This is a genomic window from Arthrobacter rhombi, assembly GCF_900163545.1.
Classification (GTDB): domain Bacteria; phylum Actinomycetota; class Actinomycetes; order Actinomycetales; family Micrococcaceae; genus Arthrobacter_H; species Arthrobacter_H rhombi_A.
Map to the genome: position 1 here is coordinate 24,659 of NZ_FUHW01000012.1, position 18,003 is coordinate 42,661.

18 protein-coding genes and 1 riboswitch are annotated in these 18,003 nt (G+C 63.8%); of the genes, 12 read left to right on the top strand and 6 right to left on the bottom strand.

The window, feature by feature from the left end:
* Positions 1-96: 96 nt before the first annotated feature.
* From FM101_RS02420 to FM101_RS02465, 10 genes are all read left to right on the top strand, one after another.
* A complete protein-coding gene (locus FM101_RS02420; RefSeq protein WP_086994934.1) occupies positions 97-1,401 on the top strand; it encodes a sensor histidine kinase in 1,305 nt (434 codons plus the stop codon).
* Between the two features lie 131 nt (positions 1,402-1,532).
* Positions 1,533-2,216 carry a response regulator gene (locus FM101_RS02425; protein ID WP_241895488.1) on the top strand — a complete coding sequence of 228 codons (684 nt, stop codon included), beginning with the start codon at positions 1,533-1,535 and terminating at the stop codon, positions 2,214-2,216.
* 3 nt (positions 2,217-2,219) lie between these two features.
* The gene (locus FM101_RS02430; protein WP_086994940.1) at positions 2,220-2,405 is read left to right on the top strand and encodes a hypothetical protein; all 186 of its coding nucleotides are present in this window, start codon (positions 2,220-2,222) and stop codon (positions 2,403-2,405) included.
* A 31-nt stretch (positions 2,406-2,436) separates the two neighbouring features.
* Complete coding sequence (locus FM101_RS02435) at positions 2,437-3,753, top strand: M18 family aminopeptidase (RefSeq protein WP_086994943.1); 1,317 nt, start codon at positions 2,437-2,439, stop codon at positions 3,751-3,753.
* Positions 3,754-3,831: 78 nt separating this feature from the next.
* On the top strand, positions 3,832-5,961 hold the full coding sequence (locus FM101_RS02440; RefSeq protein ID WP_086994946.1) for an acyltransferase family protein: 2,130 nt from the start codon (positions 3,832-3,834) through the stop codon (positions 5,959-5,961).
* Positions 5,962-6,217: 256 nt separating this feature from the next.
* Positions 6,218-6,523: a 30S ribosomal protein S6 gene (gene rpsF, locus FM101_RS02445; protein ID WP_086994949.1), complete on the top strand. Its 306-nt coding sequence runs from the start codon at positions 6,218-6,220 to the stop codon at positions 6,521-6,523.
* 41 nt (positions 6,524-6,564) lie between these two features.
* Complete coding sequence (locus FM101_RS02450) at positions 6,565-7,140, top strand: single-stranded DNA-binding protein (RefSeq protein ID WP_086994952.1); 576 nt, start codon at positions 6,565-6,567, stop codon at positions 7,138-7,140.
* 68 nt (positions 7,141-7,208) lie between these two features.
* Positions 7,209-7,448 carry a 30S ribosomal protein S18 gene (rpsR, locus tag FM101_RS02455; RefSeq protein ID WP_007269381.1) on the top strand — a complete coding sequence of 80 codons (240 nt, stop codon included), beginning with the start codon at positions 7,209-7,211 and terminating at the stop codon, positions 7,446-7,448.
* Positions 7,449-7,462: 14 nt separating this feature from the next.
* Positions 7,463-7,918 (top strand): 50S ribosomal protein L9, encoded by a 456-nt coding sequence (gene rplI / locus FM101_RS02460; protein ID WP_086994955.1) that lies wholly within the window; start codon positions 7,463-7,465, stop codon positions 7,916-7,918.
* 209 nt (positions 7,919-8,127) lie between these two features.
* Positions 8,128-8,242, top strand: a riboswitch (SAM riboswitch).
* A 54-nt stretch (positions 8,243-8,296) separates the two neighbouring features.
* Positions 8,297-8,803 carry a flavin reductase family protein gene (locus FM101_RS02465; protein WP_086994959.1) on the top strand — a complete coding sequence of 169 codons (507 nt, stop codon included), beginning with the start codon at positions 8,297-8,299 and terminating at the stop codon, positions 8,801-8,803.
* A 15-nt stretch (positions 8,804-8,818) separates the two neighbouring features.
* Here the strand turns inward: FM101_RS02465 and FM101_RS02470 are convergent, their stop codons facing one another.
* Both FM101_RS02470 and FM101_RS02475 read right to left on the bottom strand, forming a co-directional pair.
* Positions 8,819-9,265, bottom strand: coding sequence for a hypothetical protein (locus tag FM101_RS02470; RefSeq protein ID WP_086994961.1), 447 nt, complete (start codon positions 9,263-9,265; stop codon positions 8,819-8,821).
* A gap of 81 nt (positions 9,266-9,346) precedes the next feature.
* Positions 9,347-9,664, bottom strand: coding sequence for a DUF1801 domain-containing protein (locus tag FM101_RS02475; protein ID WP_143269175.1), 318 nt, complete (start codon positions 9,662-9,664; stop codon positions 9,347-9,349).
* Positions 9,665-10,233: 569 nt separating this feature from the next.
* On the opposite strand from FM101_RS02475, the gene dnaB reads away from it, so the two are divergent.
* The gene (gene dnaB / locus FM101_RS02480) at positions 10,234-11,565 is read left to right on the top strand and encodes a replicative DNA helicase (RefSeq protein ID WP_428844134.1); all 1,332 of its coding nucleotides are present in this window, start codon (positions 10,234-10,236) and stop codon (positions 11,563-11,565) included.
* A gap of 34 nt (positions 11,566-11,599) precedes the next feature.
* Here the strand turns inward: dnaB and FM101_RS02485 are convergent, their stop codons facing one another.
* From FM101_RS02485 to FM101_RS02495, 3 genes are all read right to left on the bottom strand, one after another.
* Positions 11,600-12,667, bottom strand: coding sequence for a tellurite resistance/C4-dicarboxylate transporter family protein (locus FM101_RS02485; RefSeq protein ID WP_158225977.1), 1,068 nt, complete (start codon positions 12,665-12,667; stop codon positions 11,600-11,602).
* Between the two features lie 139 nt (positions 12,668-12,806).
* Complete coding sequence (locus FM101_RS02490; protein WP_198962456.1) at positions 12,807-13,094, bottom strand: MoaD/ThiS family protein; 288 nt, start codon at positions 13,092-13,094, stop codon at positions 12,807-12,809.
* A gap of 4 nt (positions 13,095-13,098) precedes the next feature.
* Positions 13,099-14,193, bottom strand: coding sequence for a WD40/YVTN/BNR-like repeat-containing protein (locus tag FM101_RS02495; RefSeq protein WP_086994972.1), 1,095 nt, complete (start codon positions 14,191-14,193; stop codon positions 13,099-13,101).
* Between the two features lie 209 nt (positions 14,194-14,402).
* Between FM101_RS02495 and aceE the strand changes: the two genes are divergently transcribed.
* Entirely contained in the window at positions 14,403-17,090 is a 2,688-nt protein-coding gene (gene aceE, locus FM101_RS02500) for a pyruvate dehydrogenase (acetyl-transferring), homodimeric type (protein WP_086994975.1), read from the top strand.
* 384 nt (positions 17,091-17,474) lie between these two features.
* Here aceE and FM101_RS02505 read toward each other — a convergent pair whose 3' ends face one another.
* A complete protein-coding gene (locus FM101_RS02505; protein WP_086994978.1) occupies positions 17,475-17,675 on the bottom strand; it encodes a hypothetical protein in 201 nt (66 codons plus the stop codon).
* Positions 17,676-18,003: the final 328 nt, after the last annotated feature.

The following is an 18,003-nucleotide window of genomic DNA, read 5'->3' on the forward strand; positions in this document are numbered from 1 at the left end:
CGAACCACCGCGGATGGTGGCGGAACGAACGGCCGCCACCATCCGCGGTTCTCGTGGGCCCACCCACCTGCTGCGACCGAAAGCTAAGCTGAGAACATGAGCACAGCACCGCTGGGGGAGGCCCAGGACGCACCGGCGCAGACCTTTGCCGAGCTCACCGAACAACGGCGAGGTCCAGCGCGTCGTTTCATGCGTTCACACCGCACGCTCATGGACGTCCTGCTGGCCGTCACCTACTTCCTGGTCACCGCCGCCTCGGGGCTGGAATCGGCGCTCAACGGCCGGTGGGTGCCGTGGGCCGGAGTGCTGCTCATTGCGGTTCTGCTCGTCGTCCGGCGGCGCTGGCCGATGGCCGTCTTGGGGGTCGTCTTCCTGATTGAAATCGGGATGCAACTCGTGGACCCCTACTTTTCGGCGACCAGCATCGCCGTTTGGCTCGTCCTCTATACAACGGCAACCCTATATACCGCTCGGCGTATGTTCACGATGGCTGCGCTGCTGAGTGCCATGCAGCTCCTCGTGCAGTTCGTCGTCGTCCTGCCGGCCTTCCAAGTCCCCGAGGCGGCCACCCGGTTCCTGGTCGAAGACACCCCTCCGGCGGAAACGTTCGTCTGGATGATGGCTGCGCTGACCGTCCTGTCGAATTTCTCCGTGGTGGGCATCGGCGCCGCCATCCGCAATAAGCGGCTCCACGAAGCCGAGCTGGCCAACTGGGGTTCCCGGGTCCAACGACTGGCCCAAGTGGCAGAACGCAACCGCATAGCCCGGGAAATGCACGACGTCGTCGCCCACTCACTGTCGGTGATGATCGCCCTCTCCGACGGGGCGCGGGTCGTCTTGCGTCGCGACCCCGAACGGGCCGCCGAGGTGCTGGACGAACTCTCCTCCACGGGCCGTAGCGCCCTGGCCGATATGCGCCGGGTCATCGGTGTGCTCCGCGATGGCTCCAATGCCCCCTTGGCGCCCCAACCGGCGTCGTCCTCACTGAGCGACATGCTCGAGGGGTTCCGGGTCGCCGGGCTCCCCCTGCAGATCACTCATACCGGCTCCGCCCTGCCGGTGGATGCGGCATTCCAGCTGACCGCGTACCGGATCGTGCAGGAATCGTTGACCAACGTGCTGCGCTACGGGCGAGCGGTGACCCGGGTCCACGTAGATCTCTCCCGCGATGAGGACACCGTGCGGATCAAGGTCACCGATAATGGCCAACTGTTGGGCGCCAAACGTGATGCCATCGGCAGCGGCCAGGGCCTCAAGGGCATGAGCGAACGTGCAGCCATCTACGACGGGTCCGTGTACGCCGGCCCCGGACCACGCGGAGGGTGGGTCGTCCACGCGATTCTGACCGTTCCCGAACAGGCCACCGAACACCAGCCATCCCAGGGGGAAGCCACACGATGAACGAGAGCCCCGGACCATCCGGCACCGAAAAACCACAGCCTCAAGCCCAGACGCCCGAGGGGGAGGTTCCCGAACGTCGACCCGGGGACCCCATCCGCATCCTGCTGGTCGATGACCAGCCGCTACTGCGCATGGGATTCCGGCTCATCCTCGAAGGCGAAGATGACCTCTTCATCACCGGGGAGGCCTCCGATGGGGAGGAGGGGGTGGCCCTCGCGCTGGAAACCACCCCCGACGTGGTGCTCATGGACGTGCGGATGCCCAAGGTGGACGGGATCGAGGCCACCCGTCGCATCGCCGAGCAGGTCCCGTGCGCGAAGATCATCATCCTGACCACCTTCGACCTGGACGAATATGCCTTTGCCGGTCTGCGGGCCGGCGCCTCGGCGTTCCTGCTCAAGGACGTGGCCCCCGCCGAACTGGTCAACGCCGTCCGGCTGGTGGCCAGCGGTGATGCCGTCGTGGCCCCGCGGATCACCGCCCGGCTACTCGAAACCTATGTCAGACGTCCCGATGGTGCGCCGTCGGATGGCACGAAGCAGCACGGGGCGGGAACGGGGGCGACGTCCGCCGGACACCCCGAACGCGACCCCCTCCTGCAGGATCTGACCCCCCGCGAACTCGAGGTCCTCGGAGCCATCTCCGAGGGTCTTTCCAATGCGGAGATCGCCCACCGGTTCTTCCTCTCCGAAGCAACGGTGAAGACCCATGTGCGGCGGATCCTCACGAAACTGCATCTACGCGATCGCGTCCAGGCCGTCGTCTACGCCTACGAGACCGGCCTGGTGGTCCCGAGCCAGGGTCTGGACTACTAGAACATGAACATAGAATTCCTGCGCAATCCGTGGTTCATGCTGGCCGTGGTGCTCTTTGCTTCGGGGGCCTTCCTCGTCGCGGTACTCCACCAGCCGGTGGCCGGACCGGTCGTGATGGGCGTCGGCGTGGTGGCGGTGGCATTTGCCGTTTATCGTCACGGCGGGTGGAATGGCAGGAACCGCGGATGAGTTACGGAACACACAACACCTAAGGATGGGTATGGCCACGTCGGAAGCACAGGAACACGCCAAGGATCTGGGGGCGTTCGTCACGGCATCGCCGTCGAGCTTCCATGCCGCCGCCGAGGTCGCCCGCCGGCTGGCCGCCGCCGGGTTCAGTGCCCGGGCAGAGTCCGATACCTGGGACCACACCCCCGGCGGCTACTACACGGTGCGTGACGGTGCGGTCATCGCCTGGTTCATTCCCGCAGGAGCCACCGCCACCACCGGATTCCACATCCTGGGTTCCCATACCGACTCCCCCGGGTTCAAACTCAAACCGAAACCGACGACCGGACGTGAAGGCTGGCTGCAGGCAGGCGTCGAGATCTACGGTGGACCCCTGCTGAATTCCTGGCTCGATCGAGAACTGATCCTCTCCGGCCGGGTGGTCACCTCCGGCGGCACCGAACACCTGGTGCGGACCGGCCCCCTGCTGCGCTTCCCGCAGCTGGCCATTCACCTGGACCGGGCGGTCAACGACGGGCTCACCCTGGATAAGCAGCAACATATGAACCCCGTGTGGGGGCTCGGGGACCCGAGCCAAGCGGACCTGCTCGCCATCCTGGCAGCGGATGCGGGGGTCGACCCGGAAACGATCACCGGGTACGACATCGTCACCACCATTGCCCAGGAACCCGCATTCTTCGGTGGCCGGGGCGAGTTCCTGGCCTCCCAGCGGTTGGACAACCTCTCCTCGGTGCACGCCTCACTGGTCGCACTGATCGACCATGCAGAACACCGTGGCTGGGGTCCTGAAGCCACGTCGGAGAACGACGACGGCCCAGGACATATTGCGGTGATGGCCGCCTTCGACCACGAAGAGGTCGGTTCGGCCTCCCGCTCGGGGGCCAGCGGGCCCTTCCTGCAGGATGTGCTTGAACGCATCGTGGACGCTGCCGGCGGCGGGGTCCAAGAACGGGCCCGGGCCTTCGCCGACTCCGTCTGCATTTCTGCCGATGCCGGTCATGCGGTCCACCCGAACTACCCAGAACGCCATGACCCGGCCAACCGCCCGGTTCTGGGAGGCGGCCCGTTGCTGAAGATCAACGCCAATCAGCGGTACACCACCGATGCGGTAGGCGCCGGTCTCTGGGCTGCCCTCTGCCAAGCCGTGAACGTCCCCTATCAGGAGTTCGTCTCAAATAACGTCATGCCCTGCGGATCGACCATCGGACCGCTGACCGCGACCCGCTTGGGCATCCGCACCGTCGACGTCGGCATCGCCCTGCTCTCGATGCACTCGGCACGTGAAATGTGTGCCGTCGAGGATCCGCTGGCCTTGGCCCGCGTGACCCGGGGATTCTTCGCCGGCTAAGTAGACGTATCCTGATGGCCGTCCGGTGGACACCGGATGGTCACGCGCGGGCCATCCGGGGATGGTGTGCTCACGGGCATGAGTTCACCATCCGCCGGCCCCAGGTCGTACCTCCCGGAAATCCAGGCATTGCGTGCCCTGGCCGTCCTCGTGGTCGTTGCCTACCACTTCGAACCACGGGTGGTTCCGGGTGGGTTCGTCGGGGTCGACGTGTTCTTCGTGATTTCCGGTTTCCTGATCACCGGCCATCTACTGCGCGAAGCACGTCGGACCGGAAGGATCAGCCTGCCGGCCTTCTGGGCGGCACGCGTCCGACGCATCCTGCCGGCCGCCCTCGTCACCATCGCCGCCGTCGTCACGGCCACCCTGGTCTTCGGCCCAGTCACCTTGTGGGGGACCATCGGTACCCAGGCGCTGGCCTCGGTCTTCTCGGTGCAGAACTGGGTTTTGGCCGCCGATTCGGTGGACTACCTCGCCGCCGAAAACCCTGCCACCGCATTGCAGCACTTCTGGTCGCTGGCTGTGGAGGAACAGTTCTATCTGCTGTGGCCGTTGTTGGTTCTGGCGGCCCTGGCGCTGGTCCGCAAACCCCGCGGGCAGGGCCGTAGGGTGTCGAGGAGCAGGGACGTGGTCCCCCTGCTGCTCGTCTTTTTCGGCGTCGGCTCGGCGGCATCTCTGATCTACAGCATTGAGCTGACCGCCTCCGGGGACGCTTCAGCCTATTTCGTGACTCCCGCCAGGATGTGGGAACTGGGAGTCGGCGGGATACTCGCCGTCGTGATGGCTCCGCGCGCGAAATCCTACCCGTGGCGTGCGGTACCGGCCCTCACCTCCCCCCTGGCCCGTTCGCTGCTGGCTCTGGGCGGGCTGGCAGCCATCTGCTGCTCGGTCTTCGGGTACGACGCCGAAACCTCCTTCCCCGGCTATGCGGCGCTTGTGCCGGTGTTGGGGACCGCGGCGATCATCCTGGCGGGCAGGACCTCGGGACCCTTGAGCCTGAACCGTCTCAGCGACCACCCGGCGATCCAGGCGGTCGGAAATCTTTCCTACTCGCTCTATTTATGGCATTGGCCGGTCTTCATCTTCTTCGTTCTCATCACCGGGAAGGAGCCCCGCCCGCTGGAAAGCATCGGACTCCTGGGCCTGAGCCTCGCCGCCGCTTGGATCAGTTACCGGTATGTCGAAACCCCGGCTCGCGCGTGGCGCCCTGTGGCCCAGAACAACATCCGGGCCTTGCTGGTCGGTGCCACCGCAGTACTCCTGGCCACCGTGTTGTCGCTGGTTCCCAGCATCGGCCAACAGCAGGTCATGGCAGCCCAGGACGGCGAGGTCCAGGAACTCAGGAATTCACCGCCGAAGGGTTTCGGGGCGGCATCCATTGCCACCGGCGCGGCGTTCGCGTCCGGGAACCATCAGATCATTCCGGTACCCGCCACCGCGGGTCAGGACTTCCCTGATCTGGGGAGCTGCGTTGCCAGCCCGGCGGCCCGCACGTCGGGGTCTTGCGAATTCGGGGCAGGGCCGGAAGCCGACTTCACCATTGCCCTGGTGGGCGACTCACATGCCACCCAGTGGTGGGAGGCCCTGGAGCCGCTGGCACGGCAGCATAACTGGCGGATTATCACCCATTTGAAGAATTCCTGCGCCTTTACCGGAGCCGTTCGCACCGCACAGAAGGAGGGCTTCATCGACTGCGTCGATGCCAACGGAGCCCGGCTCAACGAACTGACCGGGCGCCAGGATATCGATGTGGTCCTCACCGCAGGATGGACCGGTGCCGAGTTCGCAGGAGGGGCGGTGGCCGCCGAAAAGGGGGCCGCCGACTATTGGAGGCAGCTGGAAGACTCCGGCACGGAGGTCATCGCCATCCGGGACACCCCCACCCCAAGCCAGAACATCATGGCCAGGGACTGCGTTGCCAAGAACTGGGACCGGTTGCGCCACTGCGGCCGAGACCGAGACGATGCGCTGGCCGGCGACGATTGGTTCGGCGCAGCACGGCAACGAGAACCGCGGGTGGAACTGTTGGATTTCACCGACCAGTTCTGTACGAAAAAACTTTGCCCGGCGGTGGTCGGCAACGTGCTGGTCTACCGGGACCAGAACCACATCTCGGATACCTATATGGCGACCGTCGCTCCGGAGTTTGAACGGCAGTTGACCGCTACCCTGCGTCAAGATGGTTTGGCGGCCCGTGCTGGCCTCTGAGGGCAGCGCTCACCGCTGTGGCCCGATGACGGGAGGAGATGATGGCTTCCGGACACCGGCAGCGGAGGTCATCCACAGCCTACAGGGGCCTTGTCCGCTGCGCCGCAGACCCGGGTTAGGGTGGTCGAACAGACATCGGGTAGGATGTGTCAGGCTGTTTGTGCCGTTTCTGACCCCTGAAACGCCTGCGGCCAACGCACAGAACCTCCTGTTACGGAAAGACCGTGACCGTTTAGCCCAAAGGAGGTGGGTTCACATGCGTGCATACGAACTGATGGTACTGATCGACCCCGAGGTCGACGAACGTACCGTGGAACCGACTCTTGGCAAGTTCCTTGACGTCGTCCGCAACGATGGTGGCACCGTCGACAATGTTGATATCTGGGGCCGCCGCCGGCTGGCCTACGAGATCAAGAAGAAGGCAGAAGCCATCTACGCGGTGGTTAACTTCACCGCAACCCCGGCTACTTCCGCGGAACTTGACCGCCAGCTCTCGCTCAATGAGACGATCCTGCGCACCAAGATCACCCGCCCGGAAGACCAGAAGGTCGTCGCAGAGTAATCTGCGCCGACTGTTCGTAGAAACCGACTCAAGGAGGCACCATGGCAGGCGAAACCGTCATCACGGTCATCGGAAATCTCACCGCTGACCCGGAATTGCGTTTCACCCCGTCAGGTTCTGCAGTGGCGAACTTCACCATTGCCTCGACCCCGCGGACCTTCGACCGCCAGACCAATGAGTGGAAGGACGGCGAAACGCTGTTCCTGCGCGCATCGGTATGGCGCGATGCTGCCGAAAATGTCGCCGAGACGCTGACCAAGGGCATGCGAGTAGTCGCCCAGGGTCGGTTGAAGTCGCGTTCCTTCGAAACCAAGGAAGGCGAGAAGCGCACCGTCATGGAGTTGGATGCCGACGAGATCGGCCCCTCGCTTCGTTACGCTTCCGCCAAGGTCACCCGCACCCAGCGCAATAACTCGGGTGGTGGCGGCTTCGGTGGCGGTAATGCCGGAGGAAACTTCGGTGGCGGAAACCAGGGCGGCAACGCTGGCTTCGGTGGGGGCAACCCCGGCGGAAACCAGGGCGGTACCTGGAATGCTCCAGCTGAGGACCCTTGGGCTTCCTCCTCCAACAGTGGGGGATGGGGCAACGCCGGCGGGTCCGACGAACCTCCCTTCTAACGCAACACCATTTATTCACCATCCCGCGGAAAAATTCTGCGGGCTCCACCAGATAAAGGAGCTCCACGATGGCTAAGGCTGAACTCCGTAAGCCCAAACCAAAGTCCAATCCCTTGAAGGCCGCTGACATCACTGTCATCGACTACAAGGACGTAGCATTGCTGCGCAAGTTCATTTCCGACCGCGGAAAGATCCGTGCCCGTCGCGTGACAGGCGTCTCCGTCCAGGAGCAGCGCAAGATCGCCCAGGCCATCAAGAACGCGCGTGAAGTTGCCCTGCTGCCTTACTCCGGCGCTGGCCGCGGCTAGGAAGGGATAACACCATGGCAAAGCTGATTCTGACCCACGAAGTAACCGGTCTTGGTACCGCTGGCGAGGTCGTCGAGGTAAAGGATGGTTACGCACGTAACTACCTGCTGCCCCGCGGTTTCGCGCTGCTCTGGAGCAAGGGTGGTGAGAAGCAGGTCGAGTCCATCAAGGCTGCCCGCACTGCTCGCGCCATCGCATCCCTCGAGGATGCCCAGGCACTGGCCAAGAGCTTGTCCGCCCAGGCGGTCAAGATCACGGTCAAGGCCGGCCAGGGTGGTCGCCTCTTCGGCACCGTCAAGACCGCCGATATCGCCAACGCAGTCGAGGCCGCAGGCCTTGGCTCGATCGACAAGCGCACGGTGGAAATCCCCGAGCACATCAAGTCGACTGGCAACTATCAGGCAACCGTCCGTCTGCACGAGGACGTCTCCGCGACCATCGACCTGCAGGTCGTCGCCGCGAAGAAGTAGCCACCACCGGTAGCCGGCTTCGTCCAGGGGACGTGCGCCGGCCACGGTGGAACCGAGGGGCCCCACGCGTCAGCGTGGGGCCCCTCGGGCGTTTAAGGGTGCCCCCGAGTTCGCTGGCTTGCCCCACCGGTCACTGCCGGGGATGGACCTTGCGAAATATTGCGGAGATCTTTGACCCCGTGTACCTACCGGCTCTAGCGTGGAACGTGAATCAAGAGCGCCACCTTCCAAGCCCTGGCTCGGTGGCCGGCAACCCTCTCACGGTAGTGGGGTGCTCCAGGTGATGATTCGGCCGTTCGGCTTCCCGAACGGCAAGTACCGCACGCCGTTTGGATTCTTTGGACCCATGGGGCGTGCCAAACGCCGGAAGCAGAGCAGATGACACTGTCCCATGATCTTCAACCCGACGCACTCCGTCAGGCCTTCGCCCGCCACCCCTCGGGGATCGCTGCACTGTGTGCGATCATCGACGGCGAGCCGCAGGGCCTGGTCGCCTCCTCCTTCACCGTCGGGGTCTCCATGGACCCTCCGTTGGTGATGTTCGCTGTACAAAACACCTCCCGTACCTGGCCGATTGTTCGGGGCGCGGGACGGATCGGTGTTTCGGTCCTCGGGGAAGCCCATGAGCGGGTCTGTCGGCAGATCGCCTCCAAATCCGGTGACCGGTTCGCCGGATTGAGGCTGGATTCCACCGACGAGGGGGCGCTTTTCCTGCAGGAGGCAGCGCTGTGGTTGGACTGCAGCGTGGAACACGAAATCCCGGCCGGGGACCACCATGTGGTCCTGTTGCGCGTCCACGGGCATGCCACCCACGATGGGGCTAACGACCCCCTGGTCTTCCACGGTTCGGCCTTCCGTACCCTGCAGGCAGACGCCCTCGTCTAAGGCCCGATGGTGCGGTTACAGGCCGCGCAGGGAGTCCACGTACCGTTTCGCTTCGAGCAGACCCAGACCGGTGTCCTGTCTGATCTTACGGACCGCGGAGACGTAGTTTCCTTCATTGACCAGCTGCATCACGCGTTCAAAGTTAGGATTTCCGGGCCCCGGTGCCATCCCCTGGGGGTGCTCGTGGTCGAATCCGGTGCTCTGGCCGGTACGTCCGGGGGAGGTGCTGGCTGCCTGGGCGGCGCGGGCCGTCGTGGCCGCTCGGATCTTCTCAGCCTTCTGGGTATCGATTTGCTGTTGGTGGGCTGCGGCGGCGTTCAGCCGGGCGATGTATTGGTCGGCGTCGTTGGGGTGACCCGAAGGCCGTGTCTTGAAGACCCATGTCAAGGCGCCAAAAGCCGCGAATAGGACAACGATGGCGATGATCGTGGTGAGCAGTTCCGAACCGCTGATCTCAAACATGTCCCCTCCTGGGGTTCAGGTGCCGCCGCCCGGACGACGGTCTTGCGTCCATCATGGCACTTGCCCGCCCCCCATGCTTGTTCAGGGCTGGTGGAGTTCGGCCATCACGGAGTGATGTCCAGTATCCATGAGGTCACGCAGGATGCCGAGGTCGACGCCGACCAAGGTACTGACGTAGCGGCAGGAGGCGCCGCGTCGGTGCTTGCCCAGTGCGCCGCAGAGGTCCGCGGACACGAGGGGGCCCGTCAGCCCAGAGGGGGTCCATGACGAGGCCCGGGGAGAGGACCCGATGGCCGGGGCATCTTCTTCGCGCCCGGCGGCGTAACGGAAATGGTAGGCACCGAAGCCGATGATGCGCGGTCCCCACATCACCGCAGGGCTGCCGCTGGCTGTTGGCATGCAGTGTGTCTGCCAGGTCGGCTGATCCGCGGCATGAGGCGTCCGGCCTCGGCCGGATATCGCTCATGTCAAAGCAACCCACAGCAGGCGGCGTGTCTGTGGAGAACTAGTACCAACTTGTGGATAAGTCGCTAAGGCACACAGGCGTGCTGGTTGGCAACCTGCAAGTACAGGGTGAATGTTGACCAAAAACATATTTCCATCAAATGTTATCCACAGATAAAACCCCTAGTCAGACCGCATTAATCAAGAAAAATCAAATGTAATCCACAGGCTCATCCCCAGTCTGTGCACACAACACGCCGCGTCACCCACAGGTTCTCCACATGGGCTGTGGATAACTCCCTTTGGTTCTACGGGTTGGGAGCATAGGGTGACAGGGTCCCCGGCTCCAACCGGGTCGATTTCCCCGGTCTGCAACCACCCCCGCCACCCTTGTGTTGGGAGGGCGCATTCACTGGGATACTGAAGGGACGTGGCGGGGCCGTATCACCGGCGCCGCGTTGAGAGGGAAGGAACCGGACGTGACGCTCACGCACACCGAATCAGGGTCGTCGAATTCATCTGACATGGGGCGGACTCCGCCCCAGGACCTCGTGGCGGAGCAGAGCGTGCTCGGTGGCATGATGCTCTCGAAGGACGCCATTGCCGACTGTGTCGAAGTCCTGCGGGGTGTCGATTTCTACCGTCCGGCACATGAAGCGATCTACGAGGCCGTCGTCGACCTCTATGGTCGGGGTGAACCAGCAGATGCGGTGACGGTCTCGGACCACTTGACCAAACGCGGCGAGATCTCTCGTGTCGGCGGCCCCGCGTACCTGCACACGCTGATCCAGTCGGTGCCGACCGCGGCAAACGCCGGCTTCTACGCGGAGATCGTCCGTGAACGGGCGGTCCTGCGCCGCTTGGTTGAAGCCGGCACCAAGATTGTGCAGATGGGCTATAGCCAAGACGGCGAGGTCGACGCGATCGTCAACGACGCGCAGGCCCAGATCTACGCCGTGGCCGAACGCCGCACCTCCGAAGACTACGTCCCACTGCGCGACATCATCGAAGGCACCGTCGACGAGATCGAATCGGCGGGCCAGCGCGGGGAGGGGATGATCGGGGTGCCGACCGGTCTCTATGAACTCGACGAACTGACCCAGGGCCTCCACGGCGGCCAGATGATCGTCGTCGCGGCACGCCCTGCCGTGGGCAAGTCGGTCTTCGCCCTGGATATCGCCCGTTCGGCCTCCATCAAGAACAACATGACCACCGTGGTCTTCTCCTTGGAGATGGGCCGCAATGAGATCGCCATGCGTTTGCTCTCCGCCGAAGCGAGCATCGGTTTGCAGGACCTCCGCAAGGGCACCATCAAGGACGAGCAGTGGGGAAAGATCGCCACCACCATGGGGCGGTTGAACGAGGCCCCGTTGTACATCGACGACTCCCCGAACATGTCGCTGATGGAAATTCGCGCTAAATGCCGCCGTTTGAAGCAGCGCCACGACCTCAAGCTCGTGGTGTTGGACTACTTGCAGCTGATGAGCTCGGGCAAGAAGGTGGAATCGCGCCAGCAAGAGGTCTCGGAGTTCTCCCGTGCACTCAAGCTGCTGGCCAAGGAACTCGACGTCCCCGTCGTGGCCCTCTCACAGCTCAACCGTGGTTCCGAGCAACGTACCGATAAGAAGCCGATGGTTTCGGACCTGCGTGAATCCGGCTCCATCGAGCAGGACGCCGACCTGGTGATCCTGTTGCACCGCGAGGATATCTACGACAAGGAATCCGCCCGCGCCGGCGAAGCCGACATCATCGTGGCCAAGAACCGTAACGGTCCGACCAAGAACATCGTCGTTGCGTTCCAGGGCCACTACCAGCGCTTCAACAACATGGCCACCGAAGGCGGCGGAGGGTTCTAACCGACGGAGCGGACTCGCTATCGGCGGCGTCTTCCTACGGTTGATTCTCGCCGACGTGGGTGGAGTCCGCCCACGCGGGACTCGGGCTGGGCTCCTGGGGCGGGTTGCGCAGCCATCGGATGGCAGCGGCCACCATGAGGATCACGGCGATGCTCCAGGCCGGGACCGCGACCCAGACGGTCACGTGGCCGATCTGGTCGATGATCTCGATCGACTGCCCCTGGCCGAACATCATGGACGATGTGGCTAGCATGCCCAGGGGGAAGACGATGGACCACAGGGCCGTCTCATAGCGCATGTTGTGGTGGTGGACGACGTGACGCCAGATGCCGAAGAGGATCAGCAGCGGTACCCACCACAGGCCCAGGGACCAGAGGATGAAGCTGGAACCGCGGACGAAGGAACGCATCGCAGCGATGGCCTCGAAGGTATCCGGCAGCTTCAACAGGGCGCTGCCGGCTAAAACCGAAATTGCTGTCGCGCCCATAAAGATCCAATAGGTGGGGCTCAGGTCCGCGGGCCGGTTGGCGCGGGTGATCAATCGCAGGGTGATTAGCGTGCCGATGAGGAGATACAGCATGACTCCGATGCCCCAGAAGGCCGCTGCCAGGGTCGCCAGACCCCCGCTGTCATGCGCCCCTGCCGCGGCGGCGGCCGCGGAGGCCATGGACTGGGTGGCCACGACCCAGAGGAACCAGCTGCCGTTGGCCGAATTAAGGATGGGGGTGCTCTGCGGGCGCAGTAACAGCACGCCAGGGATCAGGTAGGTCAGGACCAGCCATGCTGTTGCCGCCACACCGCCTAGCGCCAGGGCGATACCGGGGCGTCCGGTCATGACGTAGTGGAGCCCGAGGACATTGAGACCCGCCACGAAGCTGAAGAACCCGAAGGTTTTCGCGGGGGAGATGATGTCAGCAGCGAACCGTCCCGGATACGCAATAGCTCGCCAAATCGTGGCGACGATTAGGAGTACCAGCGCTGAGATCGCCACCCAGAAAAGGATTTCCGCCGGAACAGCCCGACCAGATTTCAACAGAGCGGCCGAGACGATTCCAGTGGCCATGACGAAGGCGAAGCACGACGACGGGAGGTCGGCAATCACTGCCTGGAACCTTCCGGCGACCCCGGGTGGCGGCGTGTCGTGGGGACTGTGCCGGGTCGAAGAGTGTGGAGCGGCTGGCATGGTCTGGATCCCTTCGGGCTGCTGGCGGGTGATGTCAGCTTATCCTCGGCTGTCGGATTCAGCCTCCGGCGACCGACTGGATGATCAGCACGCTGGCCCCGTCCGGGACCACCGTGGCCAAACCTTCCAAGGCCCTGGCGTTCTCACCGTCGATGAACACGTTGACGTAGCGGCGGACCGCCCCGGTCTCGTCGCGGATGCGTCGGGCGAATCGTGGGTGTCCCTGTGCGGCCTGATCCAGGAAGTCGGCCAGGGGGGCTCCGGTATCGAATTCGATCACGGCCCGGCGTTGCTCTCCCCACAGCGGTGCCAACGTCCCGGGAACTTCAAGGCTGGCACTGGCCACGCCCTCACCCCACCGATCCGGCGCGCAGGCTGAGAACGTCAGGCAGCCGGGACGCCACCTGGTGGAAGGTGTTGCCCTCGTCGTTGCTGGCGTGTATCTCGCCTCCGCGGGTGCCCAGGTACAGTCCGGCCGAGCCCTCGGGGTCCGGTGCGTCAATATCGGCGGCGTCTCGCAGAACGACGTTGTATTCGTTATCCGGTAGACCGTGGTGCTGTTCGGTCCACGAGGCGCCAGCGTCGCTGGTCCGGTAGAGGCTGAGGCGTCCGCCGGCCGGTACGCGCTGGATATCGGCCACGAGCGGCAATGTCCATGCCGTGTCCGGGGTGCGGGGATGGGCCAGGAAGGTGAAGCCGAAATCGGAGGGGAGGCCGGCGGCGATATCGTTCCATTGTTCGCCCGCGTCGTCGGTGCGATACACGCCACCATGGTTCTGGGCATAGAGCCTGTCGGGGTTGGCCGCATCGGCGGTGATGCGGTGCACGCATTGGCCGAACTCAGGCTCCTCGTCGGGCATGAAGCCCGCAGAGATTCCCCGGTTCCGTGGTTGCCAGGTGGTGCCTCCGTCATGGCTGCAGTAGACCCCGCCGGTGCTCATCGCCACGTGCACCGTCTGTGGGTCGACGCGATGAGGAATGATCGTGTGGACGGCAGCGCCTCCGAATCCCGCGCCCCAGTCCGGGCGGTGCGGGTGGTCCCAGAGCCCTCGGTTCAGTTCAAAGCTCTCCCCGCCGTCGGTCGATTTCCAGACGGAGGTCGGCTCACAGCCAGCCCAGATGACGCCGGGACGCTCGTCGGTATCCGGTTGAAGATGCCAAACCCGCTCCAGGGCGGCCCCGGTATCGGCGGGAAAGGCGATGGCTCCGTCCTCGGGTTCGGACCAGGTGACGCCCAGGTCGTCAGAGTGGACAACCGTCGGACCCCAATGCCAGTCATTGATGCCGGCAAGAATACGCGGTCGGGGGCCGCGGTTGTCGATGGCGACGGACGGCACTTCCAAATTCAGGAAATGCGGCTCGCCCAGGGTGAAGTCACGACGGTTCTCGCTCGTGGCGATCCAGAGGCCCTTCTTCGTGCCGATGGCAATCACTGTGGTGGTCATGGGAGAAGTGCATCACCGGATTCGGGCTCGGGCAATACTTATGATGCGAAGAATGGAGAATCAATATTTCGTGAACGGATTGACAGCGTGGCTGTGACCGCGTTCACTGGATATTGCTCTGTGAGAAGAAACTTCCACATGGCGAGATTCAATATGAATTGTGTTGACCGCGGAATGTCACCCGTTCCGGACACGTCAGAGAGGCATGCATGAGTATCATCGACGATTCCCCGACCACCGCTGGATCCGATCCGGAGGAGACCGCCGAATGGCTGGAGTCCTTTGACGGTCTGGTGGAGGCCAGGGGGACGAGGCATGCCTCGGACATCATGGGTAGCCTCTGGGAGCGCGCCTCCAACCGCAGCGTGGATGTTCCGCGGCCACTGACCACCGACTACGTCAATACCATTGCCGTGGATCGCGAGCCGGAGTTCCCCGGTGACGAGGAGGTCGAACGCCGCTACCGTGCCTGGATGCGCTGGAATGCCGCCATCATGGTCCACCGCGGCCAGCACCCCGATATCGGGGTCGGCGGGCATATCTCCACCTATGCCGGCGCAGCAACCATGTATGAGGTCGGGTTCAACCACTTCTGGCGTGGAAAAGACCACCCCAGTGGTGGTGACCAGGTCTTCTTCCAGGGCCACGCCTCCCCCGGCATGTACGCCCGCGCCTTCATGGAAGGCCGGCTGACCGAAGAAGACCTCAACGGGTTCCGCCAGGAAAAATCCAAGAAGGGCCATGCCCTTCCCTCGTACCCGCACCCACGCTCCATGCCCGACTTCTGGGAATTTCCCACGGTCTCCATGGGTATCGGTCCGGCAAATGCGATCTACCAGGCCCAGTCGAACCGCTACCTGCAGAACCGTGGCATTAAGGACACCTCCGATCAGCACGTGTGGGCCTTCCTGGGCGATGGCGAGATGGACGAGCCGGAGTCGCGCGGCTTCCTCCAGCTGGCGGCCAATGAAAAGCTGGACAACCTCACCTTCGTGATCAACTGCAACCTGCAGCGCCTTGATGGACCGGTGCGGGGCAACGGGAAGATCATGCAGGAGCTCGAAGCCTTCTTCCGCGGTGCCGGCTGGAACGTCATCAAGGTGGTCTGGGGTCGCGAGTGGGATGACCTGCTCGAGAAGGACTCTGACGGCTCGTTGGTGGACATCATGAACACCACCCCCGACGGGGATTACCAGACCTATAAGGCCGAGTCCGGCGGGTTCGTGCGGGAACACTTCTTTGGGAAGACCCCGGCGACCAAGGAAATGGTTGCGGATCTGACCGACGATCAGATCTGGAACCTGAAGCGTGGCGGCCACGATTACCACAAGGTCTACGCTGCCTATCAGGCGGCGACCGAGTTCAAGGGCAAGCCCACGGTCATTCTCACCAAGACGGTCAAGGGCTACGGCCTGGGCACCAGCTTCGAGGGGCGCAACGCGACCCACCAGATGAAGAAGCTCACGGCAGACAACCTGAAGGCCTTCCGTGATCTGCTGCGGATCCCGATCACCGATGAGCAGCTCGAAGCCGACCCGTACTCCCCGCCGTACTACCACCCGGGGATGGACGCCCCCGAGATCAAGTACATGATGGAACGTCGTGCGGCTTTGGGCGGAGCGGTCCCCGAACGTCGGACCAAGCATGAAGAACTCCACCTTCCCGAAGACAAGTCCTACGAGGTCGCCAAACGCGGCTCCGGCAAGCAACAGGCGGCCACCACGATGGCTTTCGTCCGCCTACTCAAGGACTTGATGCGGGATAAGAAATTCGGCAACCGCGTGGTGCCGATCGTTCCCGATGAGTCGCGGACCTTCGGGATGGATGCCTTCTTCCCCACGGCAAAGATCTACAACCCCGGCGGACAGGAATATCTGTCGGTGGACCGCGATCTGGTCCTGGCCTATAAGGAATCCCCGCAGGGCCAGCTGATCCACCCCGGCATCAACGAGGCCGGGGCGGTGGCTGCCTTCACCGCGGCAGGGACCTCCTATGCCACACATGGTGAGCCGTTGATCCCGGTGTACGTGTTCTACTCGATGTTCGGGTTCCAGCGCACCGGTGACGCCTTCTGGGCCGCCGGCGACCAAATGGCCCGCGGCTTCATCATCGGAGCAACCGCCGGTCGGACGACCTTGACCGGTGAAGGCCTGCAGCACGCGGACGGGCATTCCCCGATCCTTGCTTCCACCAACCCCGCAGTGGTGACCTACGATCCGGCCTACGGCTACGAGATCGGGCATATCATCAGGGACGGTTTGGAGCGCATGTATGGGGGCGAGCATGAAGACCCCAACGTCATGTACTACCTGACCGTTTACAACGAGGCCATTGCCCAGCCTGCAGAGCCCGAGGGCCTGGACGTGGAGGGACTGCTCAAGGGCATCTACCTGCTGTCGCCCGCTCAGAGCGAAGGCCCCAAGGCCCAGCTCTTGGCCTCCGGCGTTTCGGTTCCGTGGGCTCTGGAAGCCCAGCAGATCCTCGCCGAGGAGTGGGGCGTCTCGGCAGATGTCTGGTCGGTGACCAGCTGGAACGAGCTGCGCCGCGACGGCGTCGCCGCAGAGCGGGACGCCTTCCTGCACCCGGAAAAGGGAGTGCGGCAGGCCTACGTCACCGAGAAGCTCGCCGACGCCCAGGGGCCGGTGATCGCGGTGAGCGACTACGCCAGCCAGGTCCCTGACCAGATCCGCCAGTTCGTCCCGAACGACTTCGCGACCCTGGGCGCCGATGGTTTCGGTTTCTCGGACACCCGCCCGGCTGCCCGACGCTTCTTCGGGATTGATGCCCAGTCGGTGGTGGTGCGGACACTGCAGATGCTCGCGCGTCGCGGGGACGTCGAGGCCTCGGCGGCCCGCCAGGCCCACGAGCGTTACGGCTTCGGCCAGACCGCTCGGTAGATCACGTAGCTGTCCGCCGCCCATCCCCTGCCGGGGGCGGACGGCGGATTCATGTGGGGTGTCATGCGCAGGGGTGGGACATCGAATGCGCCAATATCAGCCCGGGTCCCGGAGGGCGGCTGTTGAGGCGGATCCCGAGGGCCGCAGGGTCTTCCGATGTGTCGCTGTGGACTTCCTGTCCGCAACGTTGCGGCAGCGGAACGCTGGGCCCGTCCCCGGAATCGCAAAAGCGCTGGACAGGGCCACATGCTCCCCGGCCAGCGCTGTGCTGTCCTGATTATTCTCTTGTGCCGCTCGGTCCCTGACGCGGGAGCACTCTGCCGTGCCAGTCATCCGCGGTCGGTTTGGAGCGTCTGGGAGCCCTGCTGAGGGCCCTTGCATCTCCTAGCGAAGAGTGGTGACCCGGCGCCAGCCGGCACCCAGGCGGGAGAAGAGCCCCGGCTTATTGGGAGTGTGCAACGGAGGGGCAAAGTCGGGATCCAAGCCCCCGACGGCGTAGAAGGGCTCGGTGCACGGACGTGGCGACGAGTGGCTGACCCGTGGCTGGTGCCCGGTGTCGTCCCGGCGATCCTGATCTGTGGTCATGCGGTCCTCCTCGATATACGAATTTCCGTCTGTCGGAAAAATACTTTTGGAATATGGAATAAGTATGGACGTGATTCACTGGGCTGGCAAGGGGTCCTGGGATTTTTTTGCTCCCAACAGAGGAGTGCCTCATGACAACCGCTCTACCGGCGAGTCAGAGAAGTGAAGAATCGCCACTCGGCGTCTTGACAATCGATATGTGAGCGGGGTTACAGTAGATAACGAAATAAAAATTCCACCATACAGAAACATCGAGTCAACTTGAGGGCTAGCTGTATTGACCACGGACGTTGGTAACGCTCCGGGGTAGTTGAAATAGGGAAGACCT